This is a genomic window from Neobacillus drentensis, from assembly GCF_036965245.1.
Lineage (GTDB): Bacteria > Bacillota > Bacilli > Bacillales > Cytobacillaceae > Neobacillus > Neobacillus drentensis_G.
The window spans coordinates 1-24,188 of sequence record NZ_JBALPG010000091.1; the positions used below are offsets into that span (position 1 = coordinate 1).

Sequence of the window (24,188 nt, forward strand, 5' to 3'; positions counted from 1 at the left end):
TACTCCATGTGCACATCAATTAGAAACAGTGAGCTGATTAATTAAACTTATACAGTCTTAAGACAATAATAACACAAGGTTATTTCTTTGCTAAATATTTTTCTGTTATCCATTTAATATTCTCTGGACTTTCATTTAAACTTATTGAAAATTTAAATGTACTATCTTCTTTCTCTTCAAGGTTCAAATGAATCTCAAGAATAATATGATCTTCAATATTTATTGAAAAACATCTATCCTCAAAATGATCCAATTTAAAATTAACAATTTCATTCAGTTTTTCCCCGCTATAGAAATTAAATAATTTGTAAGCTTTTATGAACTCTCTATTATCTGCTAATTTAAGAATTAGTTCAGAAAAGGATGGTGTGTACTTTCTAAATGTTTCTTTGTTAATACTTATACTTTTTGTTGAAAAGGATACATTTTCTCTTCCTTCACGAATTAAAAAATCACAGGGTATAATTATTTGCTTTTGTGAAGGTCTAATTTTAATAAAAGATGCTGGATTATTCTTTATTTTGTTCTCTATTTCTTGTGAAACATTGCCAATGATCACTTCAGAAATAACTTTGTTATATATTTCTTGTTCACTTTCAGAAAGTAGTACTGTTATAGTGTATGAGATATCAATTAGGTGGTAATCACCGTTAAAAAAGTCTTTAGGATTTTGAGAAAGTACTTTATATTCAGTATGCCTAAAAGGTAATCCATAATCTCCTGGCAGCCCCAACCTCGAACTATATGTACTATATTCTAGCATAATATTTGTCGTGTATAATTCGTCTAATCTACATATTCTTTCAACTGGAAATCTAATTTCATCGTCAATGACATTAAAGTTATTAACAGTTATTAAAGACTCCCAATATTGCTTACTTCTATTCTGATAGTCTTCTAACATGCTTTTAACTTCTTCTTTTCTTTCACTTTCTATACTTAGAATATAATCTTGTATTTGTTCAAAAGTATTTGTTATGTGTCTATGTTGTTTATATGTGTCTTTTAGATGAGATAATACCTCTTCCATTCTTTTACGCTGTCCAACCGTATATCTATAAGGATTATTTAGAACTTCATTTAATTGTGCTACTTTAACAAATGCTTTTCCATTATTATTAAGTGAGCATAAATCTAATACATTGAAATCAATTAAAACTGATTCTTTGTACAAGACATAATATGTTTCTGTTTTATGATAATATTCAAGAGTACTATATGCCCTATGGTCTGGTTTTTTCTTTGTAATCCTTAATAAGGTTGCTTGTTGCAAATTTCTATTTCCGTTATCTCCCCTAATTTGTATATCACATGGCTGAGAAATAAGGAGATATTCTTGGCCATTAATTCGAAAAATATCTCCAAATCCTACTGGATAGTAGTGCTTATTAACAAATACATTATATTTTTCTTTATTTCTGAAGTAGAACACTTCGTCTAAATTAGCTATTGAGTCTGTATCTATGTCTTCGCATAATTTATCATAACTATCAATTATTTTAGTTATATTATCGAAGTTTTCATAAATCTTTTGATTCATATCATGTTTTGTAATTGCCATTAAAACTCTTGTAAGAGTCTCAATTATAGAAGCTCCTTCTCGAGTGCTAAATTTTAAAATAATATTATTTATCGTAGATTGTTCAATGTTTTTGAAAGAAGTAGAGGCCTCTTGAATACCCGTACTAATTGTATTTGTTAAGAAATTTGTTATCTTAAATGTGTAGTTACGTCTCAATCCATGCATAATTGTTTCAACAAACTCCCCGGAGCGTTCTGAATCAATTAGGTCTTTATCAATTAACCATATTAAATTCCTATTTTTCCCTAATATCCCCTTAGAGATCTTTTCTAAAAAATCATTAAATTGCTTTTCGTTTACTATATCACTGGTATTTTGTGTTGCTAGAATTCCAATATTCCACTGATATTCGTCTGAACAAAAATATTCTAATAAATCAAAACCTTCATTAACTCGATCACCAAATTCTCTGTCTATAAGCCAAAGAACTTTTTGTTCTTCGGAAGGATTCCAAATATTTTGGATCTCTTCTTTCAAGAATTTTTTTGCCTCATTTATAGTCCCGAAGGTCTTATACTCTTTGACGGCCCCGCTACTATGTAATTCCTTTAAAAATTTTATTAAATTTTCCTTTTGACTTGTTAAAACTGTGTCCTCTAAAGAATTTTGATTAAATATTTCTTTTTTTTCATCATCTGTTAAGTCAAACAACTTACTTTGTATAATTTCTTCTCTGATATTCTCAGGAAAATTCATAGTTTCCATCAAATTGAAATCTGGTCTTATCTTTTTTAGTTTATCTATATATTCATGAGGATTTTGTAGAATTTCATTTAATAAGAATACCTCGGTAACGCTGCTTACATTTTCTGTATAACAATCATCTACACTTACAATATATTTTATATTATTATGATTAAATAGACTTACAATAGAATCCATCTTCATTTCTCCTCATGCACTAAGCTTTTTCTTAAATCAATTTCAAATTTGTATAATTTCCCGAAAGAATTTCTTTCCCTCATTAACCTGATTTTACAATTATGATAGTCTAATATTTGAGAAACTATATATAGCCCTAGTCCCCTGCCGTTTTCCTTGTTTGAAACAAAGGGATCAAAAACTTCATTGACTATATTTTCATCGATTCCAAGACCATTATCCCAAACATGAATTTTTCCATTCTCTTTAATCTCTAAAAAAAACTGGGGATCTTGAATTTTCCCAATTCTTTTAGCATGCAGCAACCAGTGTTCCGAATTTAAATATAAATTGTCTAGGACTTGATTTATCATACCTATACTAACATTTACTAAAAAGTCATTTTCATAGGAAACATTTATAGATAAACCATTCTTTTGCGTGCGTTCCTTGTAATATTCAAGATGGTTTCTCAAAAGATCACTTATCTTCACTACATCTTTTTTTGTTCTCACATTTCTAAAATTAGGAGATAAGTGGCTTAATTGTTTTCTCATTGCATCAGTTGAATAACGAACATAGTTAAAATATTGTTGAACTTTTTTATCTGGTTCATAATTACTCGTATAGTAAGATATCACATTAGCTGTATTTTTCTTTGTATTATTTATCAAGGTATAAAGTTCATGAGTCAATGTTTCAGTTAATATACCTAAACCAGCAAGCTCAGCTAGTTCTTGCATCCTACCCACCATCACACCATAATCTTCTTCTATTGTAGATAAATGATTTTGAGTGACTTGTATTTCTTTTAGATAATAATCAGCTTCTTTTAAAACAGACTTAGTTAAATTTATATTTTCGTTTAATTTATCTATTAATTGTTGTAATAAAGCCTTTTCATTTCTTTCAATGTTTTTTATACTATTAATAGTTTTGTTCACCTGAGCAATTATGCTTGTTGATTGATCAGTTTTTGAACTTAAATGCTCAATACTATTTGTTATCTTCTGAGATTTATCAGAAATCTTTCTTAAACTTTTCACTGCAACTTCATGATCACTCACTAAAGGATCTGCTCGATCCATATCATTGGTAATCAAATTGATATACTTACTAAAACCTCTTCTTAGCTTTCCGATATGGTTATTAATTTTTTTCAAAATAAATTTATTAATTGCATAGAAATTGTTGTAATAATCGTCCTCTATCAGACCTTCACGATTGGTTTTTTCTCTTAATTTATAGCTTTCTTTTCCATAAAGTTGTATAAATCCAATCACAGTTTCATTTTTCAAATCGTAATATGAACCCTGAGTACCTTTACTTTTATTAAGTGCTAACCAATCTCCACCTTCGCCGTAGCCATACGGTAATATTGCAAAATCATCTCTAAAAACCTTAATTCCATAATTTTTCTTTATAAAATTTTTAAAGTCTACTTGACCTTTAATCACTTTAAAGTTTAACTTTGCAACTTGACCCTTTAAATAATTTTCATCAAAAGAATATGAATAAACTTTACCGTTATATTTACCTGGATGCATTAGTTTACCATCTTTATGCAATTCAAAGCCACTTAACTCATCAAATGAAAATTCTTCGCCAAACTCTATCGAAAATAAGTCATTTTCTATTAGTGAATAACTATTCATTTTTTCTTTATTAATTAAAAGGAATTCTTTTAGGTGATCTTCACTGATATCGAAATAATTATTCTTTGAAAGAAAAAAATCGAGTTTAAAACTCCCTTTTAATTTAATATGCTCATCTGTAATTTCAAAACTAAATTTAGAAATTGCCCCATCTAATATTTCTTGAGATATTTTAGAAAAATCTAAATTCCTTTCTCCGATCTTTGCAAATACGTAAAAATTACTCTCTTTTTTAAAAGGAGAAACGGTTTGAGATAATTCTCTTTCTAACTCATTTATGTTCTCTTCTTCTTTCCAAAGATTTGGATTTACTAGATCTCTAATTATTATTTTTGTGTAACCTTTTTCGAAATTTTCTTCAACTTTTTTTTCTGTACATACAACTTTCACATTTTCTAAAATGGTGTTTTTTTGGAAGTCTCCCCATGGAATAGTAACTGTATATTCTATATCTGATTCTTCTTTTTTTGTAACCATTATCATTATTCTACCTAACTTTTGAACAGCTAACCTTCCTAAGCCTTTGTCACCTAGAGGCATCCTTTCATACTTTTTAGTTACTTTTTTTTCTTTTTTCATTTTCTTTTTAGCAGAATTTGAGAGAGTAAGCCATCCATTTATAATATCTCTTTTATCCATTCCACATCCTTCATCTTTAATAACAATTTCTCCAATTAGCATGTTCCCGTTATGCTCTATAACATATTCAGGATTTACTGTTAATTCAACATATGCAGAATCTGCGTCATAAGCATTTTTCACTAACTCAGAAATTGCTGTTACTTCATTTTTTATTAATTCTTCTCCAAGCTTATAGATTAATGAAGTATGAACTTTAAATTTTAAATCCTCAAGATTTGATTGATTAATAGTCGGATCATCATAATATTCACTTTCGAACATATTTAATTGTTCATTCTGCATTTCTTCACCCACTTCTATAACATTTATTGTTGCTATTTTACAATATTTACATCCTTTCCTAAAGAGCTATAAATATTTAGAGAGTCTTAAGGCCCAATCTTCATTATTCGTTTGTAAATGTCTTACTCTTTTAAAATAAAATTCAGCTAAAAATTTTTCACTCCAACTTCCATTATTATAAGTTAACTGGGTTAATATATGTTTTATTTGTTTTTCGTCTCTATCTAAGCTATTTTGTGAAGCAATTATAAGTGTTGATAATGATCTATTATCTGGTATTGCCACCTCAAGAATATAGGAAGTTTTACTACCATTTATAATTTTTACTACCGCACAAATTCTTCTTCGTCCGTCTAGAAGATATGAAAACTTTCTTCCTAATGGCAAATAAATAAAATAAATAAATACATTCAAATTAAGATTATACGTAGCAAGATACCGGATCGTTTCAATAAACTTATCTAAGCCATAATCCATATACTTTTCGGCAATTTCTAACGTTTTAAATTCAATTGGTGTTATTTCCCCTCCAAAAACGGATTCATCAAGACCGACAATTCTTTGTTTAACTCCACCGCCCCTGCCGATATTTGAAGAGTATTCATCCCCTTGATTCACTTTTTGTTCTTGCTTTGGTATTCTATTTACTATAGTTGATTGGCGGAAAGCCATCTGAGTGGGTTCTATATCAATGACCGGTTGATTTGCATCCTCTCTTGATCGCTCTCCGTTGTTTTCGTTTAATACATGTTCTTGCGACTGTTCTTGTTTTGATAGTCTCTTTTTTCTTTTATCTGGTGTGTACAGACGTTTCTTTATTGATTTATGTTGAATATCCAACTCTTTAAATGGTGGAACAGCAAGGTCTGATGCCAACCATTCGAATACCAGTATTTCGTCCATTTGCTGAAGCCCCCTAACAGTCAAGTTGAATTCAACAGTATGTGGCATTGTCATTTCCAATGGTATTCCTTTTAGATTTAAACCATTTGCCATCATGGCATAAGAATTACTTTGAACAGAAGAAAACGATTGTTTTATTTCAGGCTGTAAATATATCCAGCCAAAATATCGGGCAAAGTCATCTGTCATTATTGTGCCAGGAATGTCATCGGAAAAATTAATCGTTGCTTTTCGATTTTGACCGATGGATACCTTATTCACTAAAAGATCCAGCCCTTTTGGACGCAACAATGAGTTTGTTAAGGTCTTGTTAATAGCAAACAATGCACGTATCATCTCTGTTTGCGGAATATGGTACGTTATACCATCTGACTCAAACGACCATATATGTTGGTTCATTAACTCAGGTTTCTTATAAAGAAAATAATTAAAGTTCCTACAAATATCAATCGCTTTTGAAGCGAAGCCATTCTTCATATTATTCACTTGAGTTTTGTATAAAGTACCTCTCTTTTGTGTATACATCGGTAAGCCATCATGATAAGGCGTGCCGACTCTTAACAAAGGAAAGACTGCAATAGGTAGAGAAATGATTATGCAATCATTTTTATAAACAAACGCCGCTTGTATGCGCCACTGATTATTTTCTAATTTAACATTTCCAATCCAATGTAATGTCACTACTTCGTTTTTAAAAGGCCATGGCTTGATTTTCAGAATCTTGATCACCTGCTTTGTAATCCAATATTTCTTTTTTCAATGTAATTCTTACTTCCTCACATACGTTATCTCGGATCCCAGCTAAACGAATTACCTTCCACTCTGTAATTTCTTCCCCTTGAACTACTAAATGCCCGCAGGCCCATTTAATTCTCCTTATTTGGAACTGTTGTCTTGTCTCAATATGTTCTTCTATATACTTTTTCGTCATTGGTAATTTTTCTAAATGCTTTTCTATGAGCGATAACTGGTTGATTTCTTTACCAATACGAGTTTTATTTACATAAATTGGCTTATCAATAGCATACAGCTTATTAATTATCTGCCTTACTTGTAATAAAATTTCATTATCCCTTTCTGTCCAGTCAACTCTTCTTGAAGTCACAGGTTTTGTTCCTTGTTTCGGCGAATGACCTTTAAGCCATTCAATATTATTTCGATAATGCCACGCATATAAAGCAGATTCGATTTTTCTTAGTTGAGTAACTGATTTTTCCGGATACATTCGTATCAAATCCAGCCATTCCTTTTGCTTAACAGTACCAACATCCATAATAGGTTCTTCGAAATTGGTTACCTTTTTTTGATAGAGTTTAGTTGCGTATTTCTTAACTGTTCTAATATCGCACTGCAATTCCTTTGCTGCTGAGTACCAGCTCTTCTTTTCTACATAAACGAGTTGATTTAATTTTGTTTCCCATACATGACCGAATAGTTTAATACGGCCAATCTTAAAATGATCTTCCACAACTTGATCCGGTCCCCTTCTCGAATAAACAAAACCGCAGGAACAACTAAATGTACCTACAGGACGTCTTGTATCAGTACATAAACTAATTTGTATATCTGTAGTGACTCTTTCTTTAAAGTGAGTCGCAGCAGGATTTAAACAATAATAGGGGGCTTCTCCGAACGGCTGATACTCTTTAGATGCATATTTATAAAATGTTTCTACTGACTCACCCAGAAAATGGATAAATAGAATATGGCGTACTGGATGAAAGGATTTACGATGCTTTCGAGTGATGTTTTTTAGCCAACAATATGGATTTTCATAACAGACTGGAGATTGGACTGTACTCAAAAGTTCCTCACCATAAAACAACTGAAACTGCTCAGCTAACTTTCTCTGATCAACTTTTCCATTAATGTTTGAAAAGCCTTTTCCTTTTAAAAGATATTGATAGGCTTTTTGGATGCCCTGAAATGTAAACTGGAAACCGGATGAAATGAGTTTCTGACTTTGACTAGCAATCATCTTTAAGAAGCCTTTTGTTTTATCTGTATATGAAGACCGCAGACGGCTTCGTGGACAGTTTTCTTCGGTAGCTGCAACAAATCCATGTTTTTCAGTATTTCTGAATCTTACTGTTGAATCACATAAATAGTCACCATGTTCTAAACAAGTGAACACGCCCAGCAATTGATGTGAAACATGCCAGTATGGTTCTCCTTTATGTAGGATATCCTCTTGAAAACAGGTCGGACAAAATTGAAGAAACATCCATTCCTTTACTACGCTTGCTGCTATTCCCGTAATCAAATGAATAACTCCCGGCGGATTTCCTGTTACCATTGCCTTATATACTTTTTCCCTTACGGACTCCGGTTGAAAGACTGTATAATAACGAAATAGCGTATGATTCCAAATAAGGCCATCTAATGACTGAATATCAAAATGCCTTATACGATCATAAACTTGCTTTAGTTGCGTTGGTAAATCTGGAACAGCCACCGTACTGGTCGTTCCAAACAAATCTTTCATCGTCTGTTTTGGGCTGACATTTGCAGAGTGAACATGATAACGAGCGAACCAGCTGTATAATAACTCATCTTCATAAAGTGTAGGAAAGTAAGCGAGCATCTCATTTCCTCCTAAATCGCAAAATCATCCATTGGCGACTTGATGTATCCTGCTTCTTTAAGAGATTCATAGGCTGACTTCTGATTCTTTTTTCCTTTATCAATAATTAACTGCAATTCGCTCGTCTTAGAAGTATCAATTTTTGTCTTCTTATTTTCTTTCTTCTCTGTTAAAATTTGCAGTGCTCGCCCGGTAATTTCAGCTTGAGAGCTGCCAGGTAATTCATTGATGGCTTTGACAGCACACTTCTCGGCAAATGTAGATTCAATATTTAAGTTGATTAACGTTAGCGTCACTTTTTCAACTAATGACGTTTTCTGCCCTTTTCTCTTTTCTGCAATTTGCTCCTTTTTCTTTTGAATAGACGCTCGCAAGTCAATTTTAGACTCGTGACGTTTTAAATAATCAGCGATATCCATTGGCATAATATCTTCATATTTCTCCAATTCAGTTAACCTGCCATCCTTTAGTGCCTTTAACATTGGCTGTACTAGCTTAAGGTCATCTTTTGCTACTTTACTTATGAGTAAAGGCGTGATTGTTTCTAGCCCTGTTTCAATAGCTCTCCCTTGCGATAAAGCAAAAAGTTTTACGGCAATATCAACAATACCCTGGCTTTCGTCATAAATTGCTTGATTAAGTTCATCGGTCAACTCCACCTTTTTTTGAAGCCATTGATACTCCCATATGCTTTCAATAAGCAAATCCCAATCATCATTCTTCTCCATTTGCTGCCACACCATGTCACCCTGTCCACTACCTCTCCTAGCTTGCCTAAAGTCTTGCTGCAGAACGCTTTTAGCACGCATTGTTCCAATCATCATGACCGGTACACCAATTTCATTAACAAGTGTCACAAAGAAATTCATCATCTTTTCAGAGCTGTTGTCACGAGTAGCAAGTAAATGTTGAATCTCATCTATAACAAGAGCACCTACACAATGCAGTCTAGCAATTTGCCCCATCCTTGTTACCATTGAGCTAATAGAGTGTCTACGGCTACCGAATCGTTCATAATAATTTGATCCTACCAGCTGATCCATTTTCAAGAAAAAGTCCATGCACAATGATTTTAATGAACCATCATGAGGGCAATTTAGCTTTAACCAGACAACCTGGGTAATATTTAAAGGATGCTTATGAATTAATAATTGAGGATATAATGATAAGACACGCTCAATCGCTGTTGTTTTTCCTATCCCTGAAAACCCCATTAATGTCATACTTGACGCAGTGGAACGTATATCATTTTTAGTCTCTAATCCATGCAACTGCTGATGTCCAATGGAAAGGCTTTTATTAAAGCATGGAGTGAACGGGTTTCGACTTATATATCCATGCCTTAATAGACGAGAAAAGCGTTGTTCTAAGTCCAAATGTTGCATAACTGGCTGAAAGAAACGGTTAAGTCTCGGAATAGCATGATAGCGAATATGCGATGGCAGGAACCTTTCTTGTTCATCGTAATCAGGATAATAACTAAGTGCATCGAAGGCTTCTTCCGGGGATAAAATATCTGGCAATGCTTCGATTAGTGGATTACCCTTAAAATCAACCACTTGTTGCTGTTTGTAATTAGCTACCTCAGCATTATTCAAGTGCAGTTCTTCACTCATCCATTTTCTCCTTTCTTTTTCTTAGAAACTCCCTAACATTGGGCCTAGAAAAATCTTGTTCATTTTCTTTGTTGGATTGAAAAGGGAGTACTTGAGCTTCTTTCTTTTGTTCTTTGTCTTTCTCCAATTGAAAAACTTCTTCAGACTTCAAGCTTTTCTTTTCATTTCTACGATGATCCTTTATACTTTCTACCTTCTCTGCTTTACTTAATGAGCGATCCATTAATTGTTTTTTCCTCTTAGATGCAATAGCTACAATCGATTCTACTTCAGCTATATAGTCAACATCTTTTTGCAGTTGCTGATGACTCACACTTTGGGCTAATTGTTTTTCCTTCTGCAACAAGTACATTACTTCCTCTAAACTTGAATGTTCGTATCGTTTAGAAGGTTCAAGCATATAGCATTTATCATATTCATTGGTCTGATTATCAATCCAATAGGCAATAGACATATTCCTTGGATCATATGCGATTTCAACTTTCCATGAACCTTTTTGTCTAGCTGTTTCAAACCATGACTCTTTGACAGCCCGATCACAACTGTAATAAATCCCCTTCATTCGGATACCTTTATAAGTAACGGTTGCGGTTTCTCTCGGCATTAAATGCAGCTTTACTACATCTTCTGGAAAATATTTGAGTTTACCAGTCCGATTTTCAATTCCCCAATTCCATAATTTAAGTGGAACGGGCATCACATCATCATGAACTAAATCCTCATCACGTACGTAGTCTTTCAAATAGTGCTTTTGATTATAATATAAAATTTGCTTAATAATAATTTTCGTAAATTCATCTAATGTCAAAACTGCATCTAAACGATAATCCCTTGCTCCACGCTCTTGAAAATCTGTATCTATATAACCGGGAAGCATGGGCTTTACTTTTTTCTGGATCAAATCAAAGTGCTTTTCAACAACACCTTTCCAATCAGCCCGATATGGTGCAGCATTCTCTACATGAAGATTAAATGCCCCGATTAAACGATCTACATTAAACCCCTCAAACTCTCCCCTATCTGCAAGCAATATTTCAGGTAAGTGCTCACAAGGCCAATCATCTTTTGAAATTCCAATGCCATATTGAGCACAAAATTCCCTTTTGTCCATCACTGTATTTGCTAAAGCCATCATAGCACCTAGCCATGAGGGACCTTCCAACCCAATATAAACGCCAACAACCATTCTACTGAAAACATCCATTACTAAATAGATCACAGGACGTCCAATAATCCAGTTTGGATTGTGTTTTGAAATTAAGTAGACATCTCCAACCGTTGCGTCTATCTGGTAACGAGAGCCCGGGCCAAATACTTCTGAAAGGGAAGAATTTAACACTGCTCGATGATCTTTGTTGTATTTTTTTCTTCCTTTACGAGCAATGAGTGATTCCGGTAAGGTGTATTCTTTTTCATACCAGTAACGAAATTGCCGAATACTTGGGATCTTTTCTTCGTCTTGAATAATCACCTTTTCAATACCATTCTCATAATAAATATCTTTTGCATAAAACTCTTTTACCATCATTTTATAGGCATCAGTTAATTTATTTTCCTTGGAAGTCAAATAATACTTTTCTAGGGCAACACGAAACAGTTTCTTTGTTTTTTCATCAACATTGATACCTGCCACAGTATACTTTGGCGGTCTGCCTCGCTTTTTTGTTCCAGCTGCCCTATCCTTTCCTCTAGCTCCTGAGTTTTGATAATCCGGTAGAAGGGCATTGATTGTTTTTCCCCTTTGCCAGTACTTACATAAATATTTCCTTATAGTAGGATAAGAAACTCCATAAGCCTCCTTAGCCTTTTTTATATAAACAGTTCTTATATGCTTTTCATAAATATCAGGCTCGTCTAGAACCATTTCTTTTATGATTTGCCATGCTTGGTCACGAGAATCAATATGCTTCTGTGTATATTCTTTAATAGCATGAACGATTAAGGGGTCATCTTTTAATTTGATAAGATTCTCTGTAACAATCTCTTCCCTCAGTTCTGAAATCATCCGTTTAACAGGAAGGGCCTTATCATCATTTAAATCAATGATATAAGCTACTGTATTGTTATCATCTATCCACAAGATTCGAAACAATTTAGGCTGTGTAACATCCTGCAGAATCTCATTTATAAACAAATTCAAGTAGCCCACCTCTTTTCTTTAAGGTTCAACGGTAATACTTCAATAGTTGATAGTTCAGCAGTTAAATCAAACTTTTTTGTCATTTCTAGTTTGACTAACTTGTTCGCAATAACATGCCGATAAAGAGCTAAAGCTGTTCCTTTTTCAAGATGATATTGTTCATCAAACTCTTTTAAATTATTTAAAATTGTGCCAGTTCCTGTGCTTAGTTTTTTTAATAGAATAGTTACAAAGTTACTATCTGTAGCATCGGGGAGTTTATAAGAAGACCGCAGCCACTTTAAATTATCAATTATTGTTTTAGGAAGATCCTTTTCTGTTACAATGGCCCAATCTATATTCTGTTCTTCCCAGTATGCTCGTTCAATTTCAAATTTTCCAATAACATTAGAGCTATTAAGTTCACTTTCAGGTTTTATTGTTCTAGCAATATAATCAAATTTTGAACCATGACGAAGTGTAATAAAGAAATCTGTGGTCATTACGATCGGAGTCTGAGTTGAAGAATCATGAGGATGTTTTATATTCATTAGTTCAGCAATTTTTAAAGTTATTTCTCTATTAATTGGAAACTGCTCACGGATATCAATTACATCATCTGACCAATCAAGTAAGCAAAAATAGTTATATTCATTGTCAGATAATAGATGATGCTCACGCTTTGTTTTCCAACCTATGTCACGATGGGCACGACCGTTAGAAGGAACATCCTGGATCGTTAGCCAAGGCTTGTAATTTCCTAATTCTCCTTGACCACGACCTTCTTTATAATACCGGGCAATTTTCTTTTCTGTCCAACCAGTTTGGCGTTTAGGCATTTTATCAACCTCCTCCTACATTAATAAAAGTGTAATAATATACCCAACTACTCCCGAAAGTACGGCTCCTAATAAGAATATTAATAAATTATATCCCCAATTTTCCTTTACTAACTCATACAATCCTTGTGGAGTAAATCCATATATTTCCCTTAAAGTAGTATCTGTTTTTAAATTATTTTCAATAATTCTTTCTACGACGCTTTGAAGAATATCTACCTTCCTTAATGTTGATTGATGAAGTTTTACAAATTCTTTATTTTCAAAGGCTTCTGCTTCAGCAGCACCACCCAGAAAATCTTTTTTGGTTATGTTATTTCTATCAATTAATTTTTCAAATCTTGGATGTTCTTTTATATAGTTCCCGTAGATATCAACCATTTTTCTAGCAAGATCGTACTTATTATTGTCATGGATCGTATAAGGTGTCCCACCAAGAACACTATATCGATGGTTAATAGCCTCAAATCCATAATTTATATCTCTCATGTTCCAATGAACCCATTTGTAGTTAATATGCGTTGAAACAAATTGGAAAAATTCATCTAGCATGAACTTTTCTAGCTCATTATAATGATCTTCAATGCTATTCAATTTAGCCTGTTTTTCTGCTACTTTATGAATTGAAAAAGAAATAGTTTGTCCGGTATTAAAATACCTTACTGCAATAGAAGTAATTCGGGGTGTTCTTCCATCCTTAATATTGTAAAAACTCTCACAGGAGTAATGGATAATCAATAGATTAGAATCTCTTTCTACTAGCTCATTCAATTCCTTTAAAGCATCTTTTCTCTTTTTGATTCTGTATTTAGCATTGGCCACGTATTTATCACCCCATAAGCTTAAACGCAACAAAAAAACACACGTTCGATTACATTAATTGTAATCGATATCGTGTGCTTTTTAAACAACTTTATTGTAAATTAAACGACTTTATTTGTAATTAAACGACTTTATTGTCACTCAACAAAATTAAGCTTTTATTAATACCTTCTTACTCAACCGTCACCGACTTAGCAAGATTACGAGGTTTGTCGACGTCGCAATCGCGGTGCAGGGCTGCGTAGTAAGAAATGATTTGTAATGGTATGACAGAGATAAGCGGTGTTAATAATTCATGTACTTCTGGAATGACGAAGCTGTCTTCGTCCATATTTAGACCATTCATTGAAATAATGCATGGGTTTGCTCCACGGGCTACTACTTCCTTCACATTGCCGCGAATGCTTAGGTTTACATTTTCTTGTGTAGCTAAAGCAATAACCGGTGTTCCTTCTTCAATTAAAGCAATCGTACCATGCTTTAATTCACCGCCGGCAAAGCCTTCCGCTTGAATATAAGAAATTTCCTTTAGCTTTAATGCCCCTTCTAAACCAACATAAAAGTCAATTCCACGGCCAATGAAGAAGCAATTGCGTGTTACTGATAAAAATTCTCTAGCGATATGCTCAATCATCTCTTTAGAATCACAAAGAACTTCCATTGCGTTCGCAACGATTCCAAGCTCCTTCACAAGATCAAAGCCAACCTCTAATCCACGGCTCTTTGCTGTTACTTCAGCTAGGATTGCAAGAACAGCGATTTGCGCTGTATAAGCTTTCGTAGAGGCAACGGCAATTTCAGGGCCGGCATGGAGCAAGAGGGTAAAATCAGCTTCACGAGAAAGCGTTGAACCAGGTACATTTGTAATCGTTAATGCAGGGTAGCCCATTTCTTTCACATTCACAAGCACAGCACGGCTGTCAGCTGTTTCCCCGCTTTGTGAAATGAAGATAAACAATGGCTTTTCAGATAGAAGTGGCATGTTATAGCCAATTTCACTGGAGATATGAACCTCAACCGGAATTTTCGCCATTTTTTCAATGAACTGCTTACCAACAAGACCAGCATGATAAGATGTACCAGCAGCGATAATATATAGACGATCGGCTTCGTTTAGAGCATCGATGATTTTGCGGTCAATCGTTAACTCCCCATGCTCATTCTGATACGTTTGAATGATCTTCCGCATCACAAGAGGCTGTTCGTCTATTTCTTTTAACATATAGTGCGGGTATGTGCCCTTTTCAATATCACTAGCGTCTAGTTCTGCTTTATATGGCGCACGATTAATAACTTCGCCGTTAAGGTTTTGAATCGTCACTTCATCCTTTGTGACGATAACAACTTCTTTGTCCATTAGCTCTACGTATTGGTCTGTTACTTGCAGCATGGCCATCGCATCGCTTGCCACTACATTAAAATCATCACCTAACCCAACAAGCAAGGGACTCTTATTTTTCGCCACATAAATGGTATCATTGTCCGCAGCATCTAAAAGGGCAAGAGCATATGATCCATGTAGAAGGGTCAGCGTTTTACGGAAAGCCTCTAATACTTCTAAACCTTCGTTTACAAATAGCTCTATTAGCTGAACAATGACTTCAGTATCCGTTTCACTTACGAAAGTAACCTCTGTTAAATATTCACGCTTTAAAAGATCATAGTTCTCAATGACACCATTGTGAACAAGAGTAAAGCGTTCGGAAGCACTTTGATGAGGATGAGAATTTACTCTGCTTGGGACTCCATGGGTCGCCCAACGTGTATGGCCAATCCCGATGTTTGCCATTACATCCTCATCAACAATTTCACGCAAATCAGCAATGCGGCCTTTTTCTTTAAAGACCTGAATGCCATTCTCATTTTTAACAGCGATACCTGCTGAGTCATAGCCTCTATATTCAAGCTTTTCTAAGCCTTTTAATAAAATTTCCTTCGAGTCGTTATTACCTATATATCCAACAATTCCACACATATTTCTATTTCCTCCCTGATACAGGGGGCAAGCTGCTTCTGAGGGCATACTTGCCCCCTTATCTCTGTTTTTGTAAGGTATCCGTCTATACCCTTTTTAAACACTCAGTTAATATGCGCATTTTCTTCTCTTTGTCCACAAAGTTGCCTCTATGATTTAAAGAAGAAATTAACGGCCCTGCGTCACAGCCGGGAGGTATCCGCCGAATTTTCGATAAACCTCCACCTCGTCAACTAATCTAACCACTGAAGATTAGTTCAGGCGCTTTTAATTACTGTTTCTTCTCCTGCCCTCCTTTCAATGCAAAATGACTAACTACTGCTTTAAAAATAACAAAGCAGATTAATATTACATGATTTGTCAGTCGTCCGTCAACTAAAAACATAATTGTAAAACTTTATTCAAAAACCATACATAATAAAATATGCATAAGGGATTTGAATCGTTCCCTTATGCATAAAAAAATCGGAAGAGCCCGGTTAGCGACGAATGGCCGGGAGCCAGCTCCGACTGAGATAAAAGAAACACGGATCTCAAGTCGATTTGATGCTTACTTATCGCAGGATGACTATTGTCGCTGGGCGCTGCTACTTGACAATTATACCCTTTTCTTATTCTTTTAATTCCATTTCATCTTTTACTACTGTGACGATGCGATCAACATAGGATGCGCACAATTCCTCTGTGGCAGCTTCCGCCATTACGCGGACAAGTGGTTCTGTTCCGGATGGACGGACAAGAATTCTTCCGTTTCCTTCCATTTCTGCCTCCACTTGCTCAATGACCTCTTTTACTTTTGCATTATCTGTTACATGATGTTTATCGGTTACTCGTACATTCACAAGCTTTTGCGGATATTTTTTCATTTCTCCTGCTAACTCTGATAAAGTCTTTCCGGTAGCTTTCATGATATTAACTAACTGAAGACCTGATAATAAGCCGTCACCTGTCGTATTATAGTCCAAGAAAATGATATGACCTGATTGTTCACCGCCAAGATTAAAGCCATTCTTCTTCATTTCTTCCACAACATAGCGGTCACCCACTGCTGTTGGCACACTATGAATTCCATGGGTTTCAAGGGCTTTATAAAATCCAAGATTACTCATGACAGTTGAGACAATTGTACCATGCTTTAAGCGGCCCTGTTCTTTCAGATACTTACCGCATATATACATGATTTGGTCACCATCAACGATAGTTCCCTTTTCATCAATCGCAATCAATCGGTCGCCATCCCCATCAAAGGAAAGACCAACATCGGCTCCTTTTTCCTTTACCAAAGCTGCTAAGGCGTCCGGATGCGTGGAACCAACACCATCATTGATATTTAACCCGTTTGGTGATGCCCCCATTGTAGATAGGTCTGCATCTAAATCGGCAAATAAATGGCTGGCTAACGAAGATGTAGCTCCGTGAGCACAGTCCAACGCAATATGGATGCCTGAGAAGTCTTCCTCAACAGTATTTTTCAAGTATTGCAGATACTTTTGGCCGCCTTCAAAATAATCCATGACTTGACCAAGGTCGGCACCCGTTGGCCGTGGCAAATGATCTTCCGGTAAATCAATTAGCTCTTCAATTTCTAACTCCTGATCATCCGATAATTTAAAGCCATCCGGCCCGAAAAATTTAATCCCATTATCAGCCACTGGATTATGAGAAGCAGAAATCATGACACCTGCCTGGGCTCCTAACGCTTTTGTTAAATAAGCTACACCCGGAGTTGAAATAACGCCTAAACGCATTACTTCTGCACCAATAGAAAGCAAACCGGCCACAAGAGCTCCCTCAAGCATATGTCCTGAAATACGTGTATCACGGCCAATCAGTACTTTGGGACGATCCTTATCCTTTGTCAATACATATCCGCCAAAGCGGCCTAATTTAAAAGCCATTTCAGGTGTTAATTCACTATTTGCAACGCCGCGTACCCCATCAGTACCGAAATATTTACCCATATTAAAAATCTCTCCTTCAACATGTGAATTGCTGAATCTTATGCATTATTTGTTATCGTAATTTTTGCTGTCGCTTTGTCAGGTTTCCAATTGACATCTGTTGGACCTTCGACCTGAATTTTGACATTATGACTTCCTTCTGTTAAACCAGACAAGTCAATAAATACAGTAAAGTCTTCAGGTCTTACACCCGATACTGATTCGCTTGGGCCATTCACCACTAAATTAATCGTATGACTTGTTGGATCATTAATCTCCGCTTTATAGGTTTCAGGTAACCCCCGGATTTTTAATGGTACTCCTGAGACGGTCTTCTCTTCTTGTTTTTTGACTACTACAGTTGCTTTTACCGTTTGCGGAGTCACTTTCGTAATCCCATTTGAAATAATTACAGGTAAAGTAAGTGTGGTGTTTTCAGAAATTTTACTAATATCCACCTCTACTCGGACATTTTCTGTATTTTTTAAAGAATCTTCATTCCCTGTGATGGTCGCTTCTTTTTCATCTAGTTCAATTGATTCAATCGTAACGCCAGGTGGAGCTGTTCCTTTTTTCACCACATTGATCGGAACAGTCTTGTTGTTACTTTTTATTGGAATGGTAACCTTAACTGTCCCTGGTTGCACGACAACATCTAGCTTATTTAGGTCTTTGTCGAGTACCTGGATGCGGGCTTCTTTTGTAATGGTATCTTTCAGTTTACCTTTTTCCTCAAGGGTTGCCTTGACATAGCTAATTCGGTCAATGACATCCTTAGCGCCAGTAATTTTCACTTTATTTGGCTCTACAATAGGTTGTCCCGCAGAATAACCCTCTTCGATTTGACTCCTATTAATTTCAGCTTCGACTTTAAATTCCTTTGTAATCTTTTCTTGAACCGTTACATTTACACTACCCGGCTTCAATGTTACCTTCAATTTATCAGATAAATCCTTTACTTTGAGGTTCACCTTCTGTTTGCCAATCTTAGCATTTGTCAAATCCACGTATACCTCAAAGTTCTTTAATGCCTTGGCAGATTGGACATGTGTGATTGGACCTTTAATAGTAATATCAACCGTGCTGGGAATACCGGATACAACTAAATTATCCTTATCATAATAAACCGTTACGGGCATATCCTGAATGGTCTCTGTCGTTTGCTCTCCAGGAACATTGACATCATTCCCTTTATGCGGCACAGAAGAATATAAGAGGACAGCCAATAACAAGGCAAGGATTTTTATAAACCAAGGATTATCCATCAGTTTATCCATTATTTTTTCCCCTCCAGTTCCAACGAGCTGAAGAAGCCTGTTTTACTTTGTTATGAATAACCATTTCACTCGTGAGTATTTCTTTTAACTCCTCCAATTTTAAATCGCGATGTAGTTCGCCATTCTTTGTTAGGGAAATATTACCGGTCTCTTCCGACACTACAACTGTCACACTATCGGTGACCTCACTTATTCCTAATGCAGCACGATGCCTTGTACCGAGCTCCTTTGAAATAAATGGACTTTCGGATAAAGGAAGATAGCATGCTGCTGCTGAAACATTATTTTTTTGGATAATTACCGCACCATCATGGAGCGGTGTATTTGGAATAAAAATATTAATAAGCAATTCCGAAGAAATATTGGAATTTAACTGAATCCCTGTTTCTATGTAATCGCTCATGCCCGTTTCTCTCTCAATTGAGATTAATGCCCCGATTCGGCGTTTTGCCATATAATCGGTCGCCTTAACAATTGCTTCGACTGTTTTTTCTTGATTATCATCATCCTGTGTACTGCTTCTTGAAAAAAAACGCCCTCTTCCTAATTGCTCAAGAGCACGCCTAAGCTCAGGCTGAAAAATAATGATAACAGCAAGAAATCCCCAATTTATGGCCTGTTGCATCATCCAGCTTATGGTAGTTAAACCAAGCCGCTCACCAACCACTCTGACAAGAAGAATAACAAGAATCCCTTTTAATAACTGAACCGCCTTCGTTCCTCTTACCACATTAATCAGTTTGTAAATGACAAACCATACGAGGACAATATCAACAATACTAGCTAAATACTTCCCTAAAGTGAAATCAGCAAACTGCATTGTTCTTCCTCCGTAACTTTCTTAAAACGTATAGTGAACTAATTTATTATATCATAAAGTGTCACTTCAATCAGTGGGGGTTTTTCATCTCCCACTGACTTTAGTTCCGTTCTCTAATATCATGGCTTTCGACTTGATAAAGAGACAGTACGAACCCATTGGTTCAACTAAACCGATGAAAAAAACATCGGCAAATTTTCCCTGTATCTCACCAATTGAGCTTTTACAGGCAATTAATCTCCTATTTAACATTTTTCAGTCTTTTAGTCTTAACATAACTTACTGTCCGTTAATTCGGGATAAATACACCTTATACCTATTATAGGCATCTGGTTAAAAAAACAAATCACTCTAGTACGAGTGATTTGTTTTTATTGGGTTTCAGGCTGGTCAAAGATATCAATGACCTCTTGGGCCGTTCTTTTCATGTGATACCAAATCCAATCAAATACTTCATTCACTTCTTCAATTTGACCCGTTACGTGACCTGCCGAGGCTAAATATTTTTCGCCATTGATGACTGTTACATCACCTTGAATCTCACCTTCTATTTTCAATTTCCCATTGCGAACGATGACATCACCCTTGACTGTTTCTCCTTCAGGAACGATGACAGTATTATTTTTTACGATTAAGTTTTTTTGCTTCGAAACCGAAAACTCTCGATCCTGACTCCAGGTAGAAAATATACTACCCATCATTAAAATCAAGAAAACGGAAGCGGCTGCAAGCATAGGATGATTCTTAAACCAGCGCTGCATCCCAACCTTTTTCTTTTCTTTTGGCAGATGTGCCAAAACATTTGCCGTAAAATCGGCTGGAGCCTGCATATGTGAAATACTTTTTACAAAGGCAATGGTCTTTTTTAATTCACTAAAAATTGTTTCACATTCTTTACAGCTTTGGAGGTGTTCTCTCAATACTCGTTCCTTTTCAGGTTCAATTTCTTCGTCTAAATATTCATGCATTAGTTCGATGATCTGTTCTGGACACATTTATGGTTTCACCTCTTATCACACATATCGTAATTGTTGTCTTAATGCTTCTCGGCCACGGTGAATTCTTGTTTTTACCGTTCCGAGAGGCAAATCAAGAATTTCACTTATTTCATTTAAAGACAACTCTTCAATATATTTTAATACAATCGGAGAACGGTATTTTTCCGGCAACTTTAATATTTCCTTCTGTACGGTATCATGCAGTTCTAAACTTTCTACTTCCGACTCTGGCAGCGGCGTATCGGAAGGAATCTGAGAGTACATGGTTAACCCTTCTGTTCCCGCCACCTCTGCATCTAAATAATGATCTGGTTTCTTTTTTCGTATTCTATCTATACAAAGATTGGTTGCAATCCGAAAAAGCCATGTGGAGAATTTTAAATCCTGGTTAAATGAACGGATATTCACATAGGCACGGATAAACGCCTCCTGCGCCATGTCCTCTGCTTCATGCCGGTTCCCAAGCATTCTGAAACATAGCTGATAGACACTATTTTTATATATTTCAACGATTTCACCATAGGCATCCTGATCGCCTTTGATGACTTGTTTTATTCTCTTTTTTACAATAGCTTCCATTAAATTTTCTCAGCTCCAATGCTGCTATACGATAATACGAATCGCTAGCGAAAAAGTTTCGTTTTGAACGAAAAAACTTCTCAATACCTATAATTTTAACAAAAATTTACTAAAGAGGGGTAAAATTAGTTTAAAGTTTTTCCAAAAGGAGATACAGTTAATAAAATGAGGAATGAGGCGGCATAAATGGGGACTCCATTTCCCGGATTAATAGAAGAAATAGAAAGTTGTCGAAACGAAATGGTCCGTATAGCATCTGAAACTTCATTAGCCAATCAACTGGTACTTGAAACTAGCCGAAGACTGGATCATTTATTGAATGAGTTAAATCAATTTAAAAAGTAATGCAGCTGCATGGTTTAGGATGCAGCTGCTTTTTTTCTATAAAAGCTTTTCACCAAATAATGAACCCATTAACCCAACTGCAATAGATGCTGTTTTATTCTTTTCATCTAAGATTGGGTTTACTTCCACAAATTCCGCTGAAGTAATAATGTTTGCCTCTTCAAGCATTTCCATTGCCAGATGGCTTTCCCGGTAGCTGATGCCACCCATGACAGGTGTGCCTACACCAGGACATTCACTCGGGTCCAAACCATCTAAATCAAGTGATAAGTGAACTCCATCGGTTCTTTCCTTAAGATAAGTAATGGTTTCTTCCATTACCTTTGCCATCCCTATCCGGTCTATTTCATGCATCGTATATACTTTTATTCCTGTTTCTTTTATTAAAACTCTCTCACCGTCATCAAGACACCTAGCACCAATTATAACTACATTCTCAGGTTTAACCTTTGGAAAATAGCCCCCGATTTCCGTTAATTTTTTGTGGCCCAATCCTATGCTGCACGCTAATGGCATCCCATGAATGTTTCCCGAAGGACTTGTCCCAGCTGTGTTCAAATCTCCATGTGCATCATACCAAATGACCCCCAGGTTTTTATAGTGCTTTGAGACACCTGCTAATGTTCCTATGGCAATGCTATGATCACCGCCAAGTACAAGTGGAAATGAACCTGATTGAACGGCTTCATCAACCTTTTCTGCAAGCATGGCTGTTTTTTCAGCAACTAAATCTAAATTTCGTAGATTAGATTCTTGATCGACCACAACTTCTGGTCTACCGACTGGAATATCTCCTAAATCATGAATTTCATCAAAAAGGGGCGATAATCGTTCGTTAATTCCCGCATAACGGATTGCACTTGGCCCCATATCTACTCCTCGCCTCATTTGGCCTAAATCCATCGGCATACCAATAATCGAAAGCTTCTTACTCATCGTTCCCATTCCCCCTAGCCCTTAATATCTATTATTTTAACCGCTTTCATCCAAATGACTCAACTCGACAAAACCGTGTATATATATGCGGAATATCTTTCTTAGGGCTATATTTGATTAATTACGAAAGAGTAAGACCAATTATTAGTAACTAATAGACTTATTTTTGGAGACATTTTTCTAATTTTAAGAAGCCGTTTTATCTTCAATCGGCCTTATTGGAGACACTTTCCCTGTTCTAAGAAGCCATTTTGTCTCCAATCGGCCTTATTGAAGACAATTTCCCTGTTTTATGGGGCCGTTTTGTCTTCAATGTCTATATTTAAAGGAAGTTGAATTATAACTTTATATTTTTCAATAAAAAAAGCCTTAAATCAGCAATCTGATTTAAGGCAAATATGTAGTGTGATGGTGGAGCCTAGCGGGATCGAACCGCTGACCTCCTGCGTGCAAAGCAGGCGCTCTCCCAGCTGAGCTAAGGCCCCAATTAAACTGGAGCGGAAGACGGGATTCGAACCCGCGACCCCCACCTTGGCAAGGTGGTGTTCTACCACTGAACTACTTCCGCATATTCATACATAAAAACCCAAAGATTAAAATCAACTGGGTTTTTACTATATGAAAATATGAGCCATGAAGGACTCGAACCTTCGACCCTCTGATTAAAAGTCAGATGCTCTACCAACTGAGCTAATGGCTCACTAAATATGGCTGGGCTAGCAGGATTTGAACCTACGAATGACGGAGTCAAAGTCCGTTGCCTTACCGCTTGGCTATAGCCCAATAAATAAGTAATAGTATCTAGTATGTCCAGCTTTTTTTAAAATATAAATGGTGGAGGGGGACGGATTCGAACCGCCGAACCCCGAGGGAGCGGATTTACAGTCCGCCGCGTTTAGCCACTTCGCTACCCCTCCATATTCATAAAAAAAGAAAGGTGCCGGCGAGAGGACTTGAACCCCCAACCTACTGATTACAAGTCAGTTGCTCTACCAATTGAGCTACCCCGGCATTGTTAACGTAATAATATTATGGTGGAGGATGACGGGATCGAACCGCCGACCCTCTGCTTGTAAGGCAGATGCTCTCCCAGCTGAGCTAATCCTCCAAAATGGTGACCCCTACGGGATTCGAACCCGTGTTACCGCCGTGAAAGGGCGGTGTCTTAACCGCTTGACCAAGGGGCCGAATTTTATTAATATAGGTAAGCTTCCAAGCGGGCTCGAACCGCTGACCTCTTCCTTACCATGGAAGTGCTCTACCTACTGAGCTATGGAAGCATAGCAGATAATCTTAGTTACATAAAAATGGCTCCGCAGGTAGGACTCGAACCTACGACCGATCGGTTAACAGCCGATAGCTCTACCACTGAGCTACTGCGGAATAAAAATATTACAGCCTGGCAACGTCCTA

The 24,188-nt window shown here is 36.0% G+C and carries 16 protein-coding genes and 10 tRNA genes; 1 reads left to right on the plus strand and 25 read right to left on the minus strand.

What is annotated here, in order from left to right:
* Positions 1-79: 79 nt before the first annotated feature.
* The 14 genes from V7150_RS17925 to sigW all read right to left on the minus strand — a co-directional run bounded on the left by V7150_RS17925 (position 80) and on the right by sigW (position 21,494).
* Complete coding sequence (locus V7150_RS17925; RefSeq protein WP_335521106.1) at positions 80-2,464, minus strand: hypothetical protein; 2,385 nt, start codon at positions 2,462-2,464, stop codon at positions 80-82.
* 2 nt (positions 2,465-2,466) lie between these two features.
* On the minus strand, positions 2,467-5,022 hold the full coding sequence (locus tag V7150_RS17930; protein WP_335521108.1) for an ATP-binding protein: 2,556 nt from the start codon (positions 5,020-5,022) through the stop codon (positions 2,467-2,469).
* Between the two features lie 66 nt (positions 5,023-5,088).
* Positions 5,089-6,654, minus strand: a complete 1,566-nt coding sequence (locus tag V7150_RS17935; protein WP_335521110.1) for a Tn7-like element transposition protein TnsE — start codon at positions 6,652-6,654, stop codon at positions 5,089-5,091.
* Positions 6,617-8,509, minus strand: coding sequence for a TnsD family transposase (locus tag V7150_RS17940; RefSeq protein WP_335521112.1), 1,893 nt, complete (start codon positions 8,507-8,509; stop codon positions 6,617-6,619). The genes V7150_RS17935 and V7150_RS17940 overlap by 38 nt, the downstream gene beginning before the upstream one ends.
* Before the next feature lie 11 nt (positions 8,510-8,520).
* Entirely contained in the window at positions 8,521-10,125 is a 1,605-nt protein-coding gene (locus V7150_RS17945) for an ATP-binding protein (RefSeq protein ID WP_335521115.1), read from the minus strand.
* Positions 10,118-12,265, minus strand: coding sequence for a Mu transposase C-terminal domain-containing protein (locus V7150_RS17950; RefSeq protein WP_335521117.1), 2,148 nt, complete (start codon positions 12,263-12,265; stop codon positions 10,118-10,120). Before V7150_RS17950 ends, V7150_RS17945 begins: the two co-directional genes overlap by 8 nt.
* Positions 12,262-13,083, minus strand: a complete 822-nt coding sequence (locus tag V7150_RS17955; RefSeq protein WP_335521119.1) for a TnsA endonuclease N-terminal domain-containing protein — start codon at positions 13,081-13,083, stop codon at positions 12,262-12,264. The genes V7150_RS17950 and V7150_RS17955 overlap by 4 nt, the downstream gene beginning before the upstream one ends.
* 15 nt (positions 13,084-13,098) lie before the next feature.
* The gene (locus V7150_RS17960; RefSeq protein WP_335521121.1) at positions 13,099-13,905 is read right to left on the minus strand and encodes a hypothetical protein; all 807 of its coding nucleotides are present in this window, start codon (positions 13,903-13,905) and stop codon (positions 13,099-13,101) included.
* 172 nt (positions 13,906-14,077) lie between these two features.
* A complete protein-coding gene (gene glmS / locus V7150_RS17965) occupies positions 14,078-15,880 on the minus strand; it encodes a glutamine--fructose-6-phosphate transaminase (isomerizing) (protein WP_335521123.1) in 1,803 nt (600 codons plus the stop codon).
* Between the two features lie 611 nt (positions 15,881-16,491).
* Positions 16,492-17,841, minus strand: a complete 1,350-nt coding sequence (glmM, locus tag V7150_RS17970; RefSeq protein ID WP_335521125.1) for a phosphoglucosamine mutase — start codon at positions 17,839-17,841, stop codon at positions 16,492-16,494.
* Positions 17,842-17,879: 38 nt separating this feature from the next.
* Positions 17,880-19,097 carry a CdaR family protein gene (locus V7150_RS17975; RefSeq protein WP_335521127.1) on the minus strand — a complete coding sequence of 406 codons (1,218 nt, stop codon included), beginning with the start codon at positions 19,095-19,097 and terminating at the stop codon, positions 17,880-17,882.
* Positions 19,090-19,917 carry a diadenylate cyclase CdaA gene (cdaA, locus tag V7150_RS17980; protein WP_335521129.1) on the minus strand — a complete coding sequence of 276 codons (828 nt, stop codon included), beginning with the start codon at positions 19,915-19,917 and terminating at the stop codon, positions 19,090-19,092. The genes V7150_RS17975 and cdaA overlap by 8 nt, the downstream gene beginning before the upstream one ends.
* A 371-nt stretch (positions 19,918-20,288) precedes the next feature.
* Complete coding sequence (rsiW, locus tag V7150_RS17985) at positions 20,289-20,912, minus strand: anti-sigma-W factor RsiW (protein ID WP_335521131.1); 624 nt, start codon at positions 20,910-20,912, stop codon at positions 20,289-20,291.
* Positions 20,913-20,930: 18 nt separating this feature from the next.
* Positions 20,931-21,494: an RNA polymerase sigma factor SigW gene (sigW, locus tag V7150_RS17990; protein ID WP_335521133.1), complete on the minus strand. Its 564-nt coding sequence runs from the start codon at positions 21,492-21,494 to the stop codon at positions 20,931-20,933.
* Positions 21,495-21,680: 186 nt separating this feature from the next.
* On the opposite strand from sigW, the gene V7150_RS17995 reads away from it, so the two are divergent.
* A complete protein-coding gene (locus V7150_RS17995; protein WP_335521135.1) occupies positions 21,681-21,839 on the plus strand; it encodes an aspartyl-phosphate phosphatase Spo0E family protein in 159 nt (52 codons plus the stop codon).
* A 36-nt stretch (positions 21,840-21,875) separates the two neighbouring features.
* Here the strand turns inward: V7150_RS17995 and rocF are convergent, their stop codons facing one another.
* The 11 genes from rocF to V7150_RS18050 all read right to left on the minus strand — a co-directional run bounded on the left by rocF (position 21,876) and on the right by V7150_RS18050 (position 24,158).
* Complete coding sequence (gene rocF / locus V7150_RS18000; RefSeq protein WP_335521137.1) at positions 21,876-22,775, minus strand: arginase; 900 nt, start codon at positions 22,773-22,775, stop codon at positions 21,876-21,878.
* A 409-nt stretch (positions 22,776-23,184) separates the two neighbouring features.
* Positions 23,185-23,260, minus strand: a tRNA-Ala gene (locus V7150_RS18005).
* 8 nt (positions 23,261-23,268) lie between these two features.
* Positions 23,269-23,343: transfer RNA gene (locus V7150_RS18010), tRNA-Gly, on the minus strand.
* A gap of 59 nt (positions 23,344-23,402) precedes the next feature.
* A tRNA-Lys gene (locus V7150_RS18015) sits at positions 23,403-23,475 on the minus strand.
* Between the two features lie 8 nt (positions 23,476-23,483).
* Positions 23,484-23,558: transfer RNA gene (locus V7150_RS18020), tRNA-Gln, on the minus strand.
* A gap of 49 nt (positions 23,559-23,607) precedes the next feature.
* Positions 23,608-23,692: transfer RNA gene (locus V7150_RS18025), tRNA-Tyr, on the minus strand.
* Positions 23,693-23,713: 21 nt separating this feature from the next.
* A tRNA-Thr gene (locus tag V7150_RS18030) sits at positions 23,714-23,786 on the minus strand.
* Positions 23,787-23,807: 21 nt separating this feature from the next.
* Positions 23,808-23,883: transfer RNA gene (locus tag V7150_RS18035), tRNA-Val, on the minus strand.
* 4 nt (positions 23,884-23,887) lie between these two features.
* Positions 23,888-23,962 (minus strand) — tRNA-Glu (locus V7150_RS18040).
* A 20-nt stretch (positions 23,963-23,982) separates the two neighbouring features.
* Positions 23,983-24,055, minus strand: a tRNA-Thr gene (locus V7150_RS18045).
* Between the two features lie 28 nt (positions 24,056-24,083).
* A tRNA-Asn gene (locus tag V7150_RS18050) sits at positions 24,084-24,158 on the minus strand.
* Positions 24,159-24,188: the final 30 nt, after the last annotated feature.